The 16,801-nt window shown below is 71.3% G+C and carries 16 protein-coding genes; 11 read left to right on the top strand and 5 right to left on the bottom strand.

The features are described from left to right. Positions 1 to 386 precede the first annotated feature (386 nt). From J8N05_RS36485 to J8N05_RS36470, 4 genes are all read left to right on the top strand, one after another. A complete protein-coding gene (locus J8N05_RS36485; RefSeq protein ID WP_210890810.1) occupies positions 387 to 1,784 on the top strand; it encodes a DUF6421 family protein in 1,398 nt (465 codons plus the stop codon). 38 nt (positions 1,785 to 1,822) lie between these two features. Further along, on the top strand, positions 1,823 to 2,587 hold the full coding sequence (locus J8N05_RS36480) for an SDR family NAD(P)-dependent oxidoreductase (protein ID WP_210890808.1): 765 nt from the start codon (positions 1,823 to 1,825) through the stop codon (positions 2,585 to 2,587). A 17-nt stretch (positions 2,588 to 2,604) separates the two neighbouring features. Then, positions 2,605 to 3,678: a threonine aldolase family protein gene (locus J8N05_RS36475; protein ID WP_210890806.1), complete on the top strand. Its 1,074-nt coding sequence runs from the start codon at positions 2,605 to 2,607 to the stop codon at positions 3,676 to 3,678. 85 nt (positions 3,679 to 3,763) lie between these two features. Next, positions 3,764 to 4,336 carry a transglutaminase domain-containing protein gene (locus tag J8N05_RS36470; protein ID WP_210890804.1) on the top strand — a complete coding sequence of 191 codons (573 nt, stop codon included), beginning with the start codon at positions 3,764 to 3,766 and terminating at the stop codon, positions 4,334 to 4,336. A gap of 49 nt (positions 4,337 to 4,385) precedes the next feature. Here the strand turns inward: J8N05_RS36470 and J8N05_RS36465 are convergent, their stop codons facing one another. Continuing rightward, complete coding sequence (locus J8N05_RS36465; protein WP_210890802.1) at positions 4,386 to 5,114, bottom strand: lysophospholipid acyltransferase family protein; 729 nt, start codon at positions 5,112 to 5,114, stop codon at positions 4,386 to 4,388. Positions 5,115 to 5,305: 191 nt separating this feature from the next. Further along, positions 5,306 to 5,722, bottom strand: coding sequence for a DUF4395 domain-containing protein (locus J8N05_RS36460; protein ID WP_210890799.1), 417 nt, complete (start codon positions 5,720 to 5,722; stop codon positions 5,306 to 5,308). Between the two features lie 74 nt (positions 5,723 to 5,796). Here J8N05_RS36460 and J8N05_RS36455 point away from each other — a divergent pair, with 74 nt between their 5' ends. The 4 genes from J8N05_RS36455 (at position 5,797) to J8N05_RS36440 (ending at position 9,184) form a co-directional block, all read left to right on the top strand. Next, positions 5,797 to 6,219: a TlpA family protein disulfide reductase gene (locus J8N05_RS36455; protein WP_210890797.1), complete on the top strand. Its 423-nt coding sequence runs from the start codon at positions 5,797 to 5,799 to the stop codon at positions 6,217 to 6,219. A 339-nt stretch (positions 6,220 to 6,558) separates the two neighbouring features. Then, a complete protein-coding gene (locus J8N05_RS36450) occupies positions 6,559 to 7,068 on the top strand; it encodes a flavin reductase family protein (RefSeq protein ID WP_210890795.1) in 510 nt (169 codons plus the stop codon). A 267-nt stretch (positions 7,069 to 7,335) separates the two neighbouring features. Continuing rightward, a complete protein-coding gene (locus J8N05_RS36445) occupies positions 7,336 to 8,121 on the top strand; it encodes an electron transfer flavoprotein subunit beta/FixA family protein (protein ID WP_210890793.1) in 786 nt (261 codons plus the stop codon). 100 nt (positions 8,122 to 8,221) lie between these two features. After that, the gene (locus J8N05_RS36440; RefSeq protein ID WP_210890791.1) at positions 8,222 to 9,184 is read left to right on the top strand and encodes an electron transfer flavoprotein subunit alpha/FixB family protein; all 963 of its coding nucleotides are present in this window, start codon (positions 8,222 to 8,224) and stop codon (positions 9,182 to 9,184) included. A gap of 80 nt (positions 9,185 to 9,264) precedes the next feature. Here the strand turns inward: J8N05_RS36440 and J8N05_RS36435 are convergent, their stop codons facing one another. Next, on the bottom strand, positions 9,265 to 10,167 hold the full coding sequence (locus tag J8N05_RS36435; RefSeq protein WP_210890789.1) for an endonuclease/exonuclease/phosphatase family protein: 903 nt from the start codon (positions 10,165 to 10,167) through the stop codon (positions 9,265 to 9,267). 278 nt (positions 10,168 to 10,445) lie between these two features. Between J8N05_RS36435 and J8N05_RS36430 the strand changes: the two genes are divergently transcribed. Continuing rightward, a complete protein-coding gene (locus tag J8N05_RS36430; protein WP_210890787.1) occupies positions 10,446 to 11,750 on the top strand; it encodes a DUF6986 family protein in 1,305 nt (434 codons plus the stop codon). Between the two features lie 96 nt (positions 11,751 to 11,846). Further along, entirely contained in the window at positions 11,847 to 13,604 is a 1,758-nt protein-coding gene (locus J8N05_RS36425) for a serine/threonine-protein kinase (protein WP_407699995.1), read from the top strand. Here the strand turns inward: J8N05_RS36425 and J8N05_RS36420 are convergent. Beyond that, entirely contained in the window at positions 13,550 to 14,383 is an 834-nt protein-coding gene (locus tag J8N05_RS36420) for a hypothetical protein (protein WP_210890785.1), read from the bottom strand. The two genes, J8N05_RS36425 and J8N05_RS36420, sit on opposite strands and share 55 nt — an antisense overlap. 3 nt (positions 14,384 to 14,386) lie before the next feature. Continuing rightward, a complete protein-coding gene (locus J8N05_RS36415; protein WP_189773956.1) occupies positions 14,387 to 15,424 on the bottom strand; it encodes a LacI family DNA-binding transcriptional regulator in 1,038 nt (345 codons plus the stop codon). A 218-nt stretch (positions 15,425 to 15,642) separates the two neighbouring features. On the opposite strand from J8N05_RS36415, the gene J8N05_RS36410 reads away from it, so the two are divergent. After that, on the top strand, positions 15,643 to 16,596 hold the full coding sequence (locus tag J8N05_RS36410) for an ROK family protein (RefSeq protein WP_210890783.1): 954 nt from the start codon (positions 15,643 to 15,645) through the stop codon (positions 16,594 to 16,596). Positions 16,597 to 16,801: the final 205 nt, after the last annotated feature.

The raw sequence follows: 16,801 nt of genomic DNA, 5'->3' as shown, positions 1-16,801 counted from the left end.
GCTCGGCTGCCGCGCGCGGCGGTCCCGTGCCCACGGCGGCAAGGCCGCAGCCTAATGGCCCCGGCGGACCTTGTACCCGCTCCGGTGGCCGGGAATGAGGCCTGTCGGCCGGGGGAACGGGCGCTGCCGTCCTCTTTGCGGCTCACCCCCGGGTGGGCGAGTCCCCAGCGGGTTGACCGGGCTGCGGAGGGATGTCCGGAGCGGATCTCCCGAACTCCGGCGACTACCCGGACGGCGGCGGAAGTATTCGCTCTCGCGGTGCCCCACAGGAAAAATAGCGGTGAAGTTGCGAGACGGCAGGATAATTTCCCGAGTCTCCACTTGTCCCGGGGAGTCCCGCACGCATACGGTGTCCATACGCGAGGTTCTCCCGTGGAAGGTGGGTCATGACGGAAATTCTTGTGCAGGTGGGTGCGGAGGAACGGATTCCTCCCCGGAGCGGGGTAGTGAGCCACCCGGCCTGGCCCGTGCTCAAGGATGCCGTGGAGCGGATCCGGCCATGGCAGTCCAAGGACGGGTCGATCGACTTCGACGCCGAGGGCGCCCCTGATCCGGCGGACGCCGAGCTGGCCGTGCGCGACGTCATGGAGGCCGTCCAGGAGCTGTCGCCGCTGGTTCCGCACGACGCCGGGTACCACGCGGCGCTCGTCGAGGATCTGCGCCGCTGGGCCGACGGCGGCTTCGAGGTGCCCGACTTCCTCGACTCGCTGCTGGCCTTCCAGCCGGCGGCACACCGTGAGGACGGCCTCGAACACCTGGTCCTCTTCCCCATGTACACGCAGAACGGCAACCCGGACCGCAACTTCGAAGCGGTCGTCCTGCGCATGGTCTGGCCCGACTGGCTGGCCGATCTCGAACGCACCCGCTACGACAACCCGCTGTTCTGCGGCATCAAGTTCGAGGACTTCACCGCCGGGTACGACACCAACTCGGCCGTCCTCTTCCCCGAGACCATCGCCGTGCGCGAGGCCCCGGAGCGGTTCAGCTGGGGCGGTATCTTCTGCGACCGCGAGGCCGCCCGCTTCCGCAAGGTCACCGAGGCGGCCGTCGGCACGCTCGGTCTCGAACTGCCCGACGACATCCGCGAGATGGTCGGCGACCAGACGCGCTGCGAGCAGGCCTTCGTCCTGTGGGACATGGTCCACGACCGCACCCACAGCCACGGCGACCTGCCCTTCGACCCCTTCATGATCAAGCAGCGCCAGCCGTTCTGGATGTACGGCCTGGAGGAGCTGCGCTGCGACCTCACCGCCTTCCGCGAGGCCGTGCGACTGGAGGCCGACGGCTTCCCGCAGGGCCGCGACGTGCAGTACGCGGTGCTCTTCGACCGGATGTTCCGCTTCCCCGTGACCGGCGACCGCGTCCGCAACTACGACGGCCTCGGCGGACAGCTGCTCTTCGCCTACCTGCACAAGCACGACGTCGTCCGCTGGACCGACAACAAACTGTTCATCGACTGGCAGCGCGTCCCGCAGGTCACCAACGAGCTGTGCGCCGAGATCGAGAAGCTGTACCGCGACGGCATCGACCGTCCGAAACTGGTCCACTGGTTCGCCGCGTACGACCTGGTCTCCCAGTACCTCTCCCCGCACCCGGGATCCCGCTGGGCCAAGGGCCCCGACGCCCTCGACCTGACGCTGCCGCCGCGAAAACTGGTGGACGACGTGCTTCCGGACGAGTTTCCCCTGAGCATGTTCTATGAGGCACTCTCCAAGAAGCTGAAGAACGTGATCGCGCAGACCAAGGGCATCACCGCTGCGAGTGCCGAGCGGGTGGCCGCATGAGCGACCGCGTCCGGAACACTGCTCAGGAGGCGAAGACCATGGGGAACGGTAGCGGCGGGGCACTGAGCGGCGCGGTGATCGCGGTGGCCGGCGCGGGCGGTCCGGTCGGCCGGGCCACCCTGCTCCGGCTCGCCGAGGCCGGGGCCGTGGTCGTCGGGTCCGACAACGACCCGGAGCGACTGGCCGAGGCCGTGGACGCGGCCCGCTACGCCCACGGCGGCGCCACCGTCGTCGGCGACACGGTCGACCTCCTCGACCGGGACTCGGCGAAGGAGTGGGCCGCGCGCACCGAGAAGGAGTTCGGGCGCGTCGACGGACTGGTCCACCTCGTCGGCGGCTGGCGCGGCAGCGAGACCTTCACCAAGACCAGCCTGGACGACTGGGACCTGCTGGAACTGCTGCTCATCCGTACCGTGCAGCACACCTCCCTCGCCTTCCACGAGGCCCTGCAGCGCAGCGACCGCGGCCGGTACGTCCTGATCAGCGCCGCGGGCGCCGGCAAGCCCACCGCGGGCAACGCCGCGTACGCCGCCGCCAAGGCCGCCGCCGAGGCGTGGACGCTGGCCATGGCCGACTACTTCCGCAAGGCCGGGATCTCCGAGGGCGCCGACGGGCCGACGTCCGCCGCCGCCATCCTGGTGGTGAAGGCGCTGGTGCACGACGCGATGCGCGCGGAGCGCCCGAACGCGAAGTTCTCGGGCTTCACGGACGTCAAGGACCTCGCCGAGTCCATCACCGGTGTCTGGGAGCAGTCCGCCCCCGAAGTGAACGGAAAGCGTCTGTGGCTGACCGAGAAGCCGTGAATTCCGGCAGAGATGCCGTGAACCCGCCGAAGACCGATGCCCGGCGGCGCCACGACCCGCAGGTGCGCGGCTTCGCCAGCGACAACTACGCGGGAACCCACCCCGAGGTGCTCGCCGCCCTGGCCCTCGCCAACGGCGGGCACCAGATCGCGTACGGCGAGGACGACTACACCGGCCACCTCCAGCAGGTGATCCGCGGGCACTTCGGCGCGGGCGCCGAGGCGTTCCCCGTCTTCAACGGCACGGGCGCCAACGTCGTGGCGCTGCAGGCGCTCACCGACCGCTGGGGCGCGGTGATCTGCGCGGAGAGCGCGCACATCAACGTCGACGAGGGCGGCGCTCCCGAGCGGATGGGCGGGCTGAAGCTGCTCACGGTGGCCACGCCCGACGGCAAGCTCACACCCGAGCTGATCGACCGGCAGGCGTACGGCTGGGACGACGAGCACCGGGCGATGCCGCAGGTGGTGTCGATCACCCAGAACACCGAACTGGGCACGGTCTACACGCCCGACGAGGTCCGCGCGATCTGCGAGCACGCCCACGGGCACGGCATGAAGGTGCACCTCGACGGCGCCCGGATAGCCAACGCGGCCGCCTCCCTGGACGTACCGATGCGGGCGTTCACCAACGCGGTCGGCGTGGACGTGCTGTCCTTCGGCGGCACCAAGAACGGCGCGCTGTTCGGCGAGGCCGTCGTCGTCCTGAACCGCGACGCCGTCAGCCACATGAAGCACCTGCGCAAGCTGTCGATGCAGCTCGCCTCCAAGATGCGCTTCGTGTCGGTGCAGTTGGAGGCCCTGCTCGCCAAGGACCTGTGGCTGCGCAACGCCCGCCACGCCAACGAGATGGCCCAGCGTCTCGCCGAGGGCGTGCGCGCGGTGCACGGCGTCGAGATCCTCTACCCGGTACAGGCCAACGCGGTCTTCGCCCGGCTGCCCCACGACGTGAGCGAGCGCCTGCAGAAGCGCTACCGCTTCTACTTCTGGGACGAGGCCGCGGGAGACGTCCGCTGGATGTGCGCCTTCGACACGACCGAGGACGACGTCGACGGTTTCGTGGCGGCGCTCAAGGAGGAGATGGCGGCGGGCTGACGACCCGGGGATTGGATGCATAGATATACGGTCACTCGGAAAAGTATTTGACTCCCGGGTGATCGTGTTCTTATGCTCTGCAGGCATGGAGCTGATCCAGACCAACCCCGACCTGTCCGCCTATCTGGCTGTGGACGAGGCCATCGACCACCATCATCCGCTCGTGCGCGAGGTGTCCGCGCGGCTGGCCGGCCAGGTCGCCGACTCGTATGCCTATGCACAGGCCGCCTTCGAGTTCGTGCGCGACACCATCCCGCACTCGCAGGACTCCGGCGATCTCCGCGTCACCTGGCGCGCCTCCGACGTCCTGGAGCAGGGCACGGGCATCTGCTACGCCAAGGCCCACGCCCTGGCGGCCCTGCTGAGGGCCGAGGACATCCCGACGGCGCTCTGCTACCAGACGTTCGACGTGGTGCACGGCCTTGTCGCGGTCCGCTTCGACGGTGCCTGGCACCGGCAGGACCCCCGGGGCAACAAACCGGGCGTGGACGCCCGGTTCTCCCTCGACGGCGAACGCCTGGCCTTCACACCCGACCCGCAGGCGCACGAACGGGACCACCCGGAGCTGTACGCCGCACCGCACCCGGCCGTCCTGGCCGCCCTCAAGGCCGCCCCGGACCGACCGCGCCTGTGGGAGTCGCTTCCCACCGTGCTCTGAGCGGCGGGCCCGCAGGCCCGCCCACCTGTTCGTCCGTGGAGCGCCGCGCTCAGCGGGCCTCGGAAGCCTTCACCTCTTCGGGGGTCGGCGCCGTGCCGCCGAGGTGCGCCGGCATCCACCAGGTGTCGTCCGGGCCCTTGGGGCGGACGGGATAGGCGCGCTGCGCGGCTTCCAGGAGCTCCTGTACGCGCTCGCGCACCTGGCGGGTGATCGCGCCCGCGTACTTGTCGCGGGAGGCCTCGATCGCCTCGCCGACCCGGATGGTGATCGGGGTGTGGCTGCGCTTGAAGTTGCGCGGGTGGCCCTTGGTCCACAGCCGCTGCGTGCCCCACACGGCCATCGGGATCAGCGGGACGCCCGCCTCCTGGGCCATGCGCGCGGCACCCGACTTGAAGCTCTTCAGCGTGAAGGACTGGGAGATCGTGGCCTCGGGGAAGACGCCGACGATTTCACCGGAGCGCAGCGAGGCCAGCGCGTGGGCGTACGCCGTCTCCCCCTGCTTGCGGTCCACGGGGATGTGCTTCATGTTGCGCATCAGCGGGCCGGAGATCCTGTGCCGGAACACCGACTCCTTGGCCATGAAACGGACGAGGCGCTTCTGCGGCAGGGCGGCGAGACCGTCGAAGATGAAGTCGAGATAGCTGATGTGATTGCTCACCAGCACCGCACCGCCCGTGCGCGGGATGTTCTCCGTCCCCTTGAGATCGATCTTCAGGTCCCAGGCCTTGAACAACGTCTGGGCGAGACCGATGGCGGGACGGTAGGCAAGCTCAGCCATGAACGGAGGGGACCCTTCTCTCTGCTCTGCCTGGGAAGGGGTGCTCCCGGCGGGAAACTTACGCTGCCGTAGGTTTACGGCATTGCGCAGATCGTGCCCGAAGAACGGACGAGTGACCAGTCCTGGTGCCTGAGATTGGCGAGATCCTCGTCACGTCACCCCTTGATCCACCTCGGCGTTTTACGCCACCTTTACTCCGTGCGAACCGCCACTCGCCGTACGAGCAGGTACATCTCGCACCCGAGGCAATACCCGAACGCCGCGTTGAGAAACGCCGCCGCGAGCGCCGCCCCGGTCGCGGCGAGCCCCAGCCACTCCGGGCCCACCGTGTAGCCGAGCAGACCGAGCGCGGCGAACACGAACCCGACCGCCTGCGCGAACCGCGGCGGCTCGGGCGCCTCGAACTGCGTCGGCGGCGCTATCCGCGGACGCACGACATGGCGGAACAGCAGTCCGTACGGGGAACGGCCCACTCCGGCCGCCGCGCCGAGCGCGAACGCCAGCGTCTGCCAGGCCAGCAGCCAGGCGCTGCCGGTGATCAGTACGACCGCCAGGACCACGGTGGTCACGACCGCTCCGAAACGCGGCCCACGTGCATCGATGTTCATGAATCGAGTATTCCGCAGGGATCACCCCCTCGGGCGCGGGAATCTTTGCAGCCTCGTGAACGCTGAAGCCGGGGATGACCGGACTCGCGGTGTGTGTGGTGGTGCTCGCCCTGGCGAGCGCCTACGGAGTGCTGAACCGACGGCGGAGCGGGAGAGTCAGAGTGCGTGGGCGGGACGGCGGAAAGCGGCTGGGCGCGGCCGAGTTGGGCGAGGACCTCGGCGAGCGGGCCACCCTCGTCCAGTTCTCCAGCGCCTTCTGCGCCCCCTGCAGGGCGACCCGCAGGGTGCTCGGCGAGGTCGCCGAACTGGTGCCGGGCGTACGGCACGTCGAGATCGACGCCGAGAGCCGTCTCGGACTCGTCCGTGAACTGGAGATCCTCAAGACGCCGACCGTGCTCGTCCTCGACGCCGAGGGTCACATCGTGCGCCGCGCCACCGGACAGCCGCGCAAGGCGGACGTGATCGCCGCGCTCGGTGAGGCGGTCGGCGCCACCTGACCGTCCGACGCCCGATGCCTGACCGTCCGACGCCAGGTGCCCGACCGTCCGGAGCCCGTTGATCGTCCGGAACACCCTGATCATCCAAAAGCCCCTGATCGTGAGGCTGGAGGCCCTCGGTGACGCATCTCCCACATGCCGGGACGCACTTGACTGCATCGACCACCTATCGTCAGTCTGACCGTATGTCCACGGAACTCCTTCCTTGCGAGCGCCTCGCGCGCTTCGAGCGTGCACGCCTTCGGACCGCGGCCCTCGTCCGTGGTGCGGGCGGGCGCTGTCCGGGCTGCTGAACAGCCCAGGACCCCCGCCGCCGGCTTCGCGCAGAAGGACAACTCCATGACGGCCACGCCCGATCTCCGTACCTCCCGACTCGCCTCGCCGGACCTGCTCCGCTCCGTCTTCCGGCAGCACGCGGCCGGTGTCGCCGTGATCACCGCGCGCGGCGACGAGGGCCCCGTCGGCTTCACCGCCACCTCGCTCGCCTCCGTGTCCGCCGAACCCCCGCTGATCTCCTTCGGCATCGGCACCGGTGCCTCCAGCTGGCCGGCCATCTCACGGACGGACCACGTGGGCGTCCATGTGCTCGGCGAGCACCAGCGGGAACTGGCCGCCACCTTCGCCCGCAGCGGCGCCGACCGCTTCGGCGAACCCACCGCCTGGCGGGAGGGTCCCGAGGGCGTCCCGGTGCTCGACGACGTCCTCGCCTGGCTCGTGTGCCGGGTCGTCACCCGCGTTCCCGCCGGGGACCATCGCGTCGTACTGGCCGAGGTGGTGCTCGGCGACCCCGCCGGTGCGGGGCGCCCCCTGCTCTATCACCAGGGGCGCTTCAACGCGCTGCGGGAATAGCGCACCCGGAGCCGGATGCCCGGCCGCCCGGCCCGCGTCGCCCACCCCCGTCTGCGAACACGTCGAGTTCCGATTACGCTGCGTTGCGAAGGTCACAGTTCAAAGCGCTTGCTTAGAGGGAACCAGCTACGGGAGCGTAGAAGCGCGTACTGGCGAGTAATATTTCGCTCGGAGCGCGGGTCGCCCCCACCGGGAACGGCCGCTTCAGGCGCCTATGCTGCCCGTAGGCAGGCAGCCCAGAAAAGACGATGCAGTAGGAGAGCCGGCGTGAGCTTGAGGATCGTTGTCACTGTTAAGTACGTGCCCGACGCCACTGGCGACCGGCACTTCGCCGAGGACCTGACCGTCGACCGTGACGACGTGGACGGCCTGCTGTCGGAGCTCGACGAGTACGCGGTCGAGCAGGCCCTGCAGATCGCCGACGAAGCGGACGACGCGGAGATCACCGTGCTGACCGTGGGCCCCGAGGACGCGAAGGACGCGCTGCGCAAGGCGCTGTCCATGGGCGCGGACAAGGCCGTCCACGTCGAGGACGACGATCTGCACGGCACCGACGCGATCGGCACCTCGCTGGTGCTGGCCAAGGCGATCGAGAAGGCCGGCTACGACCTGGTCATCTCCGGCATGGCCTCCACCGACGGCACCATGGGCGTGCTGCCGGCGCTGGTCGCCGAGCGCCTGGGCGTCCCGCAGGTCACGCTGCTGTCCGAGGTGTCGGTCGCGGACGGCGTCGTCAAGGGCCGCCGGGACGGCGACACCGCCTCCGAGCAGGTGGAGGCCTCCCTGCCCGCCGTGGTGTCGGTCACCGACCAGTCGGGCGAGGCGCGGTACCCGTCCTTCAAGGGCATCATGGCCGCCAAGAAGAAGCCCGTGCAGTCCTGGGACCTCGAAGACCTGGAGATCGAGGCCGACGAGGTCGGCCTCGGCGGCGCCTGGACCGCGGTCGACTCGGCCACCGAGCGCCCGGCGCGCACCGCGGGCACGATCGTCAAGGACGAGGGCGAGGGCGGCAAGCAGCTCGCCGAGTTCCTCGTGGGTCAGAAGTTCATTTAACGGCTGGGGTCCGGGGGTCGTCCCCCGGGCCGACACAGCATCTGAGCCCGGCCGTTGCCGCCCGTCCCTCATCTTTCGCAAGCAGGAGAGAAGAAGTCCCATGGCTGAAGTTCTCGTCTACGTCGACCACGTGGACGGCGCCGTCCGCAAGCCCACCCTGGAACTGCTGACGCTGGCCCGCCGTCTCGGCGACCCGGTCGCCGTCGCGCTCGGCGCCGGCGCCGCGAACACCGCCGCCACGCTCGCCGAGCACGGCGCGGTGAAGGTGCTCACCGACGAGGCCGCCGAGTACGCCGACTACCTCGTCGTCCCCAAGGTCGACGCGCTGCAGGCCGCCGTAGAGGCCGTCTCCCCGGCCGCCGTGCTGGTGCCCTCGTCCGCCGAGGCCAAGGAGATCGCCGCCCGTCTCGCGCTGCGCATCGGCGCCGGTGTCATCACCGACGCCGTCGACGTCGAGGCCAGCGACCAGGGCCCGGTGGCCACCCAGTCGGTGTTCGCCGCGTCCTACTCCACGAAGACCAGGGTCTCCAAGGGCACCCCGGTCATCACCGTCAAGCCCAACTCGGCTCCCGTGGAGGCCGCCCCGGCCGCCGGCGCCGTCGAGGCGCTGTCGGTGACCTTCTCCGCGCAGGCCACCGGCACCAAGGTGACCGGCCGCACCCCGCGCGAGTCGACCGGCCGCCCGGAGCTGACCGAGGCCGCGATCGTGGTCTCCGGCGGCCGTGGCGTCAACGGCAGCGAGAACTTCTCGATCATCGAGGCGCTCGCCGACTCCCTCGGCGCGGCCGTCGGCGCCTCGCGCGCCGCCGTGGACGCGGGCTGGTACCCGCACACCAACCAGGTGGGCCAGACCGGCAAGTCCGTGTCCCCGCAGCTGTACATCGCCAACGGCATCTCCGGCGCCATCCAGCACCGCGCCGGCATGCAGACCTCGAAGACGATCGTGGCGGTCAACAAGGACGCCGAGGCCCCGATCTTCGACCTGGTCGACTACGGCGTGGTCGGCGACCTCTTCGAGGTCGTCCCGCAGCTCACCGAGGAGATCAAGACCCGCAAGGGCTGATCGCTCTCCTTGCGTGATCCTCGCGTGAGGCCCCCTCGACCGATTCGGTCGAGGGGGCCTCACGGCGTCCGGGGCCCTGCTCAGCCCAGGTTCAGGGACGCCTGTACGGGCAGATGGTCGCTCGGGAACTGCCCGTCCACGGAGAAGGTGTTGATCGACGCCCGGTGCGCGTTCACCCCGGGCGAGGCGAGGATCCAGTCGATGCGGTCGCCGTCGGGGGTCAGCGGCCGGTAGCCGTGGAACGTGGCGTACAGCTCGCTCCGTTCGGCCGCCGAATCCCAGGTGTCGACGAGGCCGGCGCCCAGCATCGTGTCGTAGACCGGGTTCTGGTGGGCGGCGACGTTGAAGTCGCCGGTCACCACCAGCGGCAGGGAACGGTCGAGCCCCGCGATCCGTTCGGCGATCAGGGCCGCGGCACGCGCGCGTGCGTTCTGACTTGCGTTGTCCAGATGGGTGTTGAGGAAGTAGAACTCCCGCTGCCCGTCCCGCAGATCACGGAAGCGGACCCAGGTCACCATGCGTATGGAGCCGCCGCCCCAGGTGTTCGAGCCGATCACGGAGGGCGTGTCCGAGAGCCAGAAGTGGTCGTACTCCACCGGCGCGAGTCTGCGGGTGTCGTAGAAGACCGTCATGAACTCGTCCCGGCTGCCGCCCGCCCGGCCCGTGCCGATCCACTCGTGGTGCCCGCCGAGATCCGTCGCGATGTCGCGCACCTGCTGGTAGAGGCCCTCCTGGGTGCCGATCACGTGCGGCCGCTCCCGGCGCAGCAGTTCACGGGTGACAGGACGGCGGACGGCCCAGCTGTGGGGTTCGGCGGTGCTCGCGTACCGCAGGTTGAAGGACATGACCTCCAGGCGGCCGAGGCGGTTCGCCGCCGAGGCGGACGACCTGGAGAGCGCTGTACCGGACAGGGGGAGTGCGACCGCGGCGGCGACCGCGGTCTTGAGTCCCAGGCGGCGCGTGACTCGGCTGTGACGGGGCACGGGATGCTCCTTCTGTGGCCAGTACCGGTCCGTGGTGCGGACCGTCGCTGCGACGGATGCCGGTCGGGTCGTGCGCCTTGCAGTCTCGAAGTTGGGCGTGAACATGTCGAGATGCCGGGATGGACCCAGGGGGAAGTCCGCGCGTGTTCCGGGAGGGACGCGGGGGAGGATCTCCGGGCAAGGGGGGTGCAATGAGGGTGTTGACCAGCCGGAAGGTCACGGATAACTTCGCTCTACGGATTGTTGATTCCGCTGAGCGGAAAACAGGAGGGTGCGGAATGGGTCAGGGTCAGCAGGAGAAGGTGGCGACGAGCCTCGCCGGCGCCGTCAGCGAGGAGATCAGCGCCTCCCTCGCCCCGGTCGACGCCGAGTTGGAGCGCCGCTACCCCGGAGACCCTGGCACCCGCCAGCCCGTCCACACCGTGTACGTCCCGGGCGACGCCTTCGCCGCGGACACCGTCCGCTCCTGGGGCGACCAGGCCCTCGCCGCCCTGGACCGGCACGCACCCGACGCGGCCTCCTTCGCCGCCGTCCTCGGCCTCTCCGACGACCTCGCCGAGCCCGTGCACGCCCGCGTCCGCGCCAAACTGGAGCGCGAGCCGATCGAAGACCTGCGCGTCGACTTCGAGGACGGCTACGGGCCGCGTCCCGACGCCGAGGAGGACGAGGCCGCCGCCCGCGCCGCCCGGCTGATCGCGCGGGCGTACCAGGACGGCACGGCGGCCCCGTACATGGGCATCCGGATGAAGTGCATGGAAGCGCCGGTCCGCGACCGGGGCATCCGCACGCTCGACATCTTCCTCACCGGGCTGATGGAGGCCGGCGGACTGCCCGCCGGACTGGTGCTCACCCTGCCGAAGGTCACGTACGCGGAGCAGGTCACCGCGATGGTGCGGCTCCTGGAGGAGTTCGAGAAGGCCCACGGGCTTGAGCGGGGCCGGATCGGGTTCGAGATCCAGATCGAGACCAGCCAGTCCATCCTCGCCACCGACGGCACGGCGACCGTCGCCCGGATGATCCAGGCCGCCGAGGGCCGCGCCACCGGACTGCACTACGGCACGTTCGACTACAGCGCCTGTCTCGGCGTCTCCGCCGCGTACCAGGCCAGCGACCACCCGGCCGCCGACCACGCCAAGGCGATCATGCAGGTCGCGGCCGCCGGCACCGGCGTGCGGGTCTCGGACGGCTCCACCAATGTGCTGCCGGTCGGGCCGACGGCGAAGGTCCACGACGCCTGGCGCCTGCACTTCGGCCTGACCCGCCGCGCCCTCGCCCGCGCCTACTACCAGGGCTGGGACATGCACCCCGGACACCTCCCGACCCGGTACGCGGCCGTGTTCGCCTTCTACCGCGAGGGGTTCGAGCAGGCCGCGGCCCGCCTCGTCGCGTACGCCAACCGCGCCGGCGGAGACGTCATGGACGAGCCCGCCACCGCCAAGGCCCTCAGCGGCTATCTGCTGCGCGGCCTGGACTGCGGGGCCCTCGACATCGCGGAGGTGGCACGAGCCACCGGGCTCACGCGCACGGACCTGGAGGGCTTCGCGGTACCGAGGCGGGCGGACCTGACCGTCGCGGCCAAGTAGCGGCCCTGTCACAGCACCAGCCGCAGGCCCTCGCCGTCACCCGGGCCCCGTACTGTGGGCGGCACTTCATTGGCATGTCACAGGAACGGGGCAGCGGTGTCTGCGGGGGAGAACCAGCAGCCGGGGGAGCGGGACCGGCCCGGGGAGAGCGAACAGCCGGACGGGATCGGGCGGCTCCTGGCCGGCCGCTACCGTGTCGTGGCCCAACTGGGCCGCGGCGGAATGGGCGTGGTCTGGCGGGCCCACGACGAGGTGCTCGGCCGCGAGGTGGCCGTCAAGGAACTGCGCACCTACACGGACGCGGACGCACCCGAACTCGCCGACCTGGGGCTGCGGATGCAGCGCGAGGCCCGCGCGGCGGCCCGGGTGCGCCACCCCGGCGTGATCGCCGTGCACGACGTCGCTCAGATCGACGGCCGCCCGCTCATCGTCATGGAACTGGTCGACGGACCGTCCCTGGACGACGTCCTGCGCGAACGCGGCACGATCGACGCCCGCGAGGCCGCCGGGATCGGCGCGAAGGTCATGGACGCGCTCGCCGCGGCCCACCGGGCGGGAGTCCTGCACCGCGACGTGAAGCCGGGCAACATCCTGCTCGACCGCTCGGGACGGGTCGTCCTCACGGACTTCGGCATCGCCACGATGGAGGACCCCGGCGACGGCTCCACCACACATCTCACGCGCAGCGGCGAACTGGTCGGCTCCCTGGACTACCTGGCACCCGAACGGGCCCAGGGGTACGAGCCGGGCCCCGCCTCCGACATCTGGGCGCTCGGCGCCACGCTCTACGCGGCCGTCGAGGGCTCCTCGCCCTTCCGCCGCACCTCCACCTGGTCCACGCTCACGGCGATAGTCGTCGAACCGCTGCCCGAACCGCGACGCGCCGGACCGCTCGGTCCCGTCCTGCGGCAGCTAATGCACAAGCAGCCCGAGTCCCGCCCGGAGGCGGGCCGCGCGAGCGAGCTCCTGGAAGCGGTGGCGACGGCCACCGACCAGGACTCGGCGACCCGCGGGCTGAGGGCGTCCGAGTCCCCGCCCCCGCCACGGGAGGCGACCGAGCGGAGCGTACCGGTGGTGCCACCGGGTTTCGGACCGCCGCAGCCGATGCCGCAGGCGGCCACTCCGGCGGCCCCGGCCACCCCGGTGGCGCCCGAGCCGGCCGCGCCCGCCGCTCCCCGGCGCCGCAACAGGGGGCGTGTCCTGCTCGTCGGCGTGGCCGTCGCCGTCGTACTGGCCTCGACCGGTGTCATCGTCGCCCACCTGACGGACTCCGACGCGTCAGGGGCCGCCGCCAGGACCGGGGCCTCCCGGGACGCGGACGGCACCGCCTCCCCGGGCGCCACCCGCGGCTCGGTCGACCTGACGGACGACGAGAAGCCCGCGGAGAAGGGCGACAAGAAGGAGTCGTCGCCCCCGGGCGACAAGCCGGACGCCTCCGAGGACACCGACCGCACCGAGGACGCCGACCCGACGGACAAGGCACCCGCTCCCTCGGCCGGAGCCACCGAGGGCGGTACCACGGGCGGGAGTTCGGGCGGCGGTTCGGGCGGCGGGGAGACCGCGAGCGCCGCACCGGTCTGTCATGCCATCGGAGGCGGCAAGTACAACTGCCAGGTCTGGAAGACCGCGGCGTCCTACACCGCCGCGGGAGCGCGGGCGGGCACCCTCAACGCCGGCACCAACTACTTCTACTGCCAGCAGGACCTGGGGCGCCGCGAGACCTCCGGGAGGTGGACGAACACCTGGTGGGCGAAGACCGACGACGACAGCGGCAACACCGGCGTCTGGGTCAGCGACGTCTACGTCCAGGGCGGCGACAACGACGCACCCGTGCCCGGACTGCCCGTCTGCTGACCGCGTACGTACTTCTCCAGGCCGGAAGCCGTCGTGCGCCCCTCCCGGGCGAAGAGCCGGGTCCCCTCGGCGCAGAGCCGCAGGTCGCCGCGCGCCCGGGAGACGAACTCCTCGGGAGTGGACCCGAACAGCTTCCTCAACCCCGGTGACTCCGCGAGGAGTTCGGTGAGCAGCCGATGCTCGCCGGGGTGTTCGCGCGGAGTGCCGGTGCCGTCCTGGAGGACACCGTGACGGTTCACATAGAGGTGCACACCGTCGAGCGGCTCACCCGGCTCACCGGAGTCGGCCGACTCCGGTTCGACGCGGAAGCCGGTCGGGGGCAGCGGCACGCGGTCGTACGCACCCGACGGCCTTGTGACTCCCTCGCTCGCGTCGATCGCGGCCAGCTGTGCCGGGTCCAGCCAGGTGATGAAGAGCTCGCGGGTGTGCCCGGGGGCGCGAAAGGGCGACGCGGACACATATCCCAGGGCGCTGACGTGCGCCGACACGCCGATCTCCAGCCCCGTGACCCGCGCCTTCACCAGGGGGATCGGGGACGACAGCTCGTACTGGCGCATCTTGTGCCGGAGCTGGGCGGGGGAGGCGTTCGAGCCGATCGCGAGGACGGGCACCCGGCCCGGGAACGTGCGGCGGGTCAGGGGCAGCAGCCGGTCCCCGTCGAGAAGCCCCGACTCCGCGGGCCAGACGCCGGGATAGACCAGCGGGTCCTCGCGCGGCGCCACGGCCAGGCCGAGGGCTTCGAGCGTGCGGTCGGCGGGGGTGTGCCGGGGCTCTCCCATCTGTCAGGCGGCGGGCGGCAGTTCACCCGAGCCGCGGGTGATCAGACGCGTCGGGAGCTCGATGCGCTCAGGCAGCACGAGGGAGCCGTCGAGCTGGCGGAAGAGGCGGTCGGCGGCGGTACGGCCGAGCTGGGCGGCGTCCTGGGCGACGACGGTGACGCCGGGCTGGAGGAGGTCGGCGAGCTCGATGTCGTCGAAGCCGACCAGGGCGACCGGGCGGGCGCGCTCGGCGATGACGCGTACGACCGTGACCGTCACGCGGTTGTTGCCCGCGAAGACCGCGGTCACGGGGGAGGAGCCCGAGAGCATCGTCTCGGCCGCCAGACGGACCCGCTCCGGGCCGGTGACGCCCAGGGACATCCAGTCGGGCTCCACCGGGATGCCGGCGTCCTCCATCGCGGCGCGATAGCCGCGCAGCCGCTCGGCGGCGGTGTGGATGCGGGGCATGTCCCCGATGAACCCGATCCGGCGGTGGCCGTGCGCGATGAGATGCGCGACGCCGTCGCGCGCGCCGCCGAAGCTGTCGGAGAGCACCACGTCCGCGTCGATCTGCCCGGCGGGGCGGTCCACGAAGACCGTGGCGACGCCCGCCTTTATCTCCGGCTCCAGATAGCGGTGGTCGTCTCCGGCCGGGATGACGACCAGCCCGTCCACACGGCGTGCGCAGAGCGCGAGGACCAGTTCCTGCTCGCGGTCCGGGTCCTCGGCGCTGGAGCCGTTGATCAGCAGGGCGCCGTGGGCGCGGGCCACTTCCTCGACCGCGCGGCTCAGCGGGCCGTAGAACGGGTCCGCCAGGTCCTCCAGGACCAGACCGATGCTCGCGGTACGGCCCTTGCGGAGCACGCGCGCGCTGTCGTTGCGGCGGAAGCCCAGCGCGTCGATGGCCTCCTGGACCCGGCGCTCGGTGTCGGGGGTGACTCCGGGCTCGCCGTTGACTACACGCGATACCGTCTTCAGGCCGACCCCGGCACGCGCGGCGACGTCCTTCATCGTCGGGCGGTTGCCGTAGCGGCTCTCGGTTCGGCGGGCGGTCTCGGCCACGATGCGCTGTCCTGTCCTGTAGTCCTGTGGGGCCGCGTCGGGCTTGACGGGCCCGATGGGCACCCGGATCGGGATGTGGCGTCGAGCATAGAGCCTGGACAACGTTGTCAGATGCGAGAGAGACTGTCCATCGCTTTTCCGGCCCGCTCTCCCCACCGCGCGACCGGCCTGCCCTTTCCTCATGGTCCATCGGGATCCGATCGGGAGAACTGACACTGATGCACACCGACCTCGTGGCCGCGCTCGACATCGGCGGCACCAAGATCGCCGGAGCGCTGGTGGACGGCCACGGCCGGATCCTGCTGCGCGCCCAGCGGCCGACGCCCGCGCAGGAGCACGGCGACATCGTCATCCGGGCCGTCGAGGCCGTGCTCGGCGAGCTGACCGCCTCGCCGCTGTGGAGCAGGGTCACGGCGGTCGGCATCGGCAGCGCTGGGCCCGTGGACGCCTCGGCGGGCACGGTGAGCCCGGTGAACGTGCCCGGGTGGCGCGACTTCCCCCTCGTCGAGCGGGTACGTGCCGTGACGGACGGGCTGCCCGTCGAGCTGATCGGCGACGGGGTGGCGATCACGGCGGCCGAGCACTGGCAGGGGGCGGCCCGGGGGCACGACAACGCGCTGTGCATGGTCGTCTCCACGGGTGTCGGCGGCGGGCTGGTCCTCGGGGGGAAACTGCGCCCCGGGCCCACGGGCAACGCCGGTCACATCGGTCACATCAGCGTGGATCTCGACGGCGACCTGTGTCCGTGCGGGTCGCGGGGGTGTGTCGAGCGCATCGCGAGCGGGCCGAACATCGCGCGCCGCGCCATCGAGGGCGGCTGGCAGCCGGGTCCCGAGGGGGACGCGTCCGCGGCTGCCGTGGCCGCCGCGGCCCGCGCGGGCGACCCCGTCGCGACGGCCTCCTTCGAGCGGGCCGCGCAGGCGCTGGCGGCGGGCATCGCGGCGACCGCGACCCTCGTGGAGATCGACATCGCGGTGATCGGCGGGGGAGTGGGCAAGGCGGGCGAGGTGCTGTTCGCGCCGCTGCGGGCCGCTCTGCGCGACTACGCGACGCTGTCGTTCGTACAGCGGCTCACGGTGACACCCGCGCAGATGGGCACGGACGCGGGGCTCGTGGGCGCGGCATCGGCGGCGCTCAGCCTCCGGCCGACCGGCACGGTGGTTGTCGGCTGAGCCGCCCGCTGTTTTGAGGACGGGGGTCCTCCGACCGACGTGACGTGCGGGCCCGGTGGGGGCTTGTCGCGCAGTTCCCCGCGCCCCTGGGGGGTTGGGGTGCGGGGGCGCTGCTTGGTGGACGCGGTCTCTCGGGCCCCGGATGCCCGGCCACCTCGTGGCACTTGTGATCGGCCCGGCGCTGGGCCCCGTAAGGGGCGCGGGG

This window comes from Streptomyces liliiviolaceus (assembly GCF_018070025.1).
Lineage (GTDB): Bacteria > Actinomycetota > Actinomycetes > Streptomycetales > Streptomycetaceae > Streptomyces > Streptomyces liliiviolaceus.
Note: the sequence above shows the minus strand (reverse complement) of the source record. Positions and strands in the feature narration are given on the sequence as shown.

What these genes read in the sequence shown, in the direction of transcription:
- J8N05_RS36485 (WP_210890810.1), top strand. Translation starts at nt 387, where the DNA reads ATGACGGAAATTCTTGTGCAGGTGGGTGCGGAGGAACGGATTCCTCCC.
- J8N05_RS36480 (WP_210890808.1), top strand. Translation starts at nt 1,823, where the DNA reads ATGGGGAACGGTAGCGGCGGGGCACTGAGCGGCGCGGTGATCGCGGTG.
- J8N05_RS36470 (WP_210890804.1), top strand. Translation starts at nt 3,764, where the DNA reads ATGGAGCTGATCCAGACCAACCCCGACCTGTCCGCCTATCTGGCTGTG.
- J8N05_RS36465 (WP_210890802.1), bottom strand. Translation starts at nt 5,114, where the DNA reads ATGGCTGAGCTTGCCTACCGTCCCGCCATCGGTCTCGCCCAGACGTTG.
- J8N05_RS36460 (WP_210890799.1), bottom strand. Translation starts at nt 5,722, where the DNA reads ATGAACATCGATGCACGTGGGCCGCGTTTCGGAGCGGTCGTGACCACC.
- J8N05_RS36455 (WP_210890797.1), top strand. Translation starts at nt 5,797, where the DNA reads ATGACCGGACTCGCGGTGTGTGTGGTGGTGCTCGCCCTGGCGAGCGCC.
- J8N05_RS36450 (WP_210890795.1), top strand. Translation starts at nt 6,559, where the DNA reads ATGACGGCCACGCCCGATCTCCGTACCTCCCGACTCGCCTCGCCGGAC.
- J8N05_RS36440 (WP_210890791.1), top strand. Translation starts at nt 8,222, where the DNA reads ATGGCTGAAGTTCTCGTCTACGTCGACCACGTGGACGGCGCCGTCCGC.
- J8N05_RS36430 (WP_210890787.1), top strand. Translation starts at nt 10,446, where the DNA reads ATGGGTCAGGGTCAGCAGGAGAAGGTGGCGACGAGCCTCGCCGGCGCC.
- J8N05_RS36420 (WP_210890785.1), bottom strand. Translation starts at nt 14,383, where the DNA reads ATGGGAGAGCCCCGGCACACCCCCGCCGACCGCACGCTCGAAGCCCTC.
- J8N05_RS36410 (WP_210890783.1), top strand. Translation starts at nt 15,643, where the DNA reads ATGCACACCGACCTCGTGGCCGCGCTCGACATCGGCGGCACCAAGATC.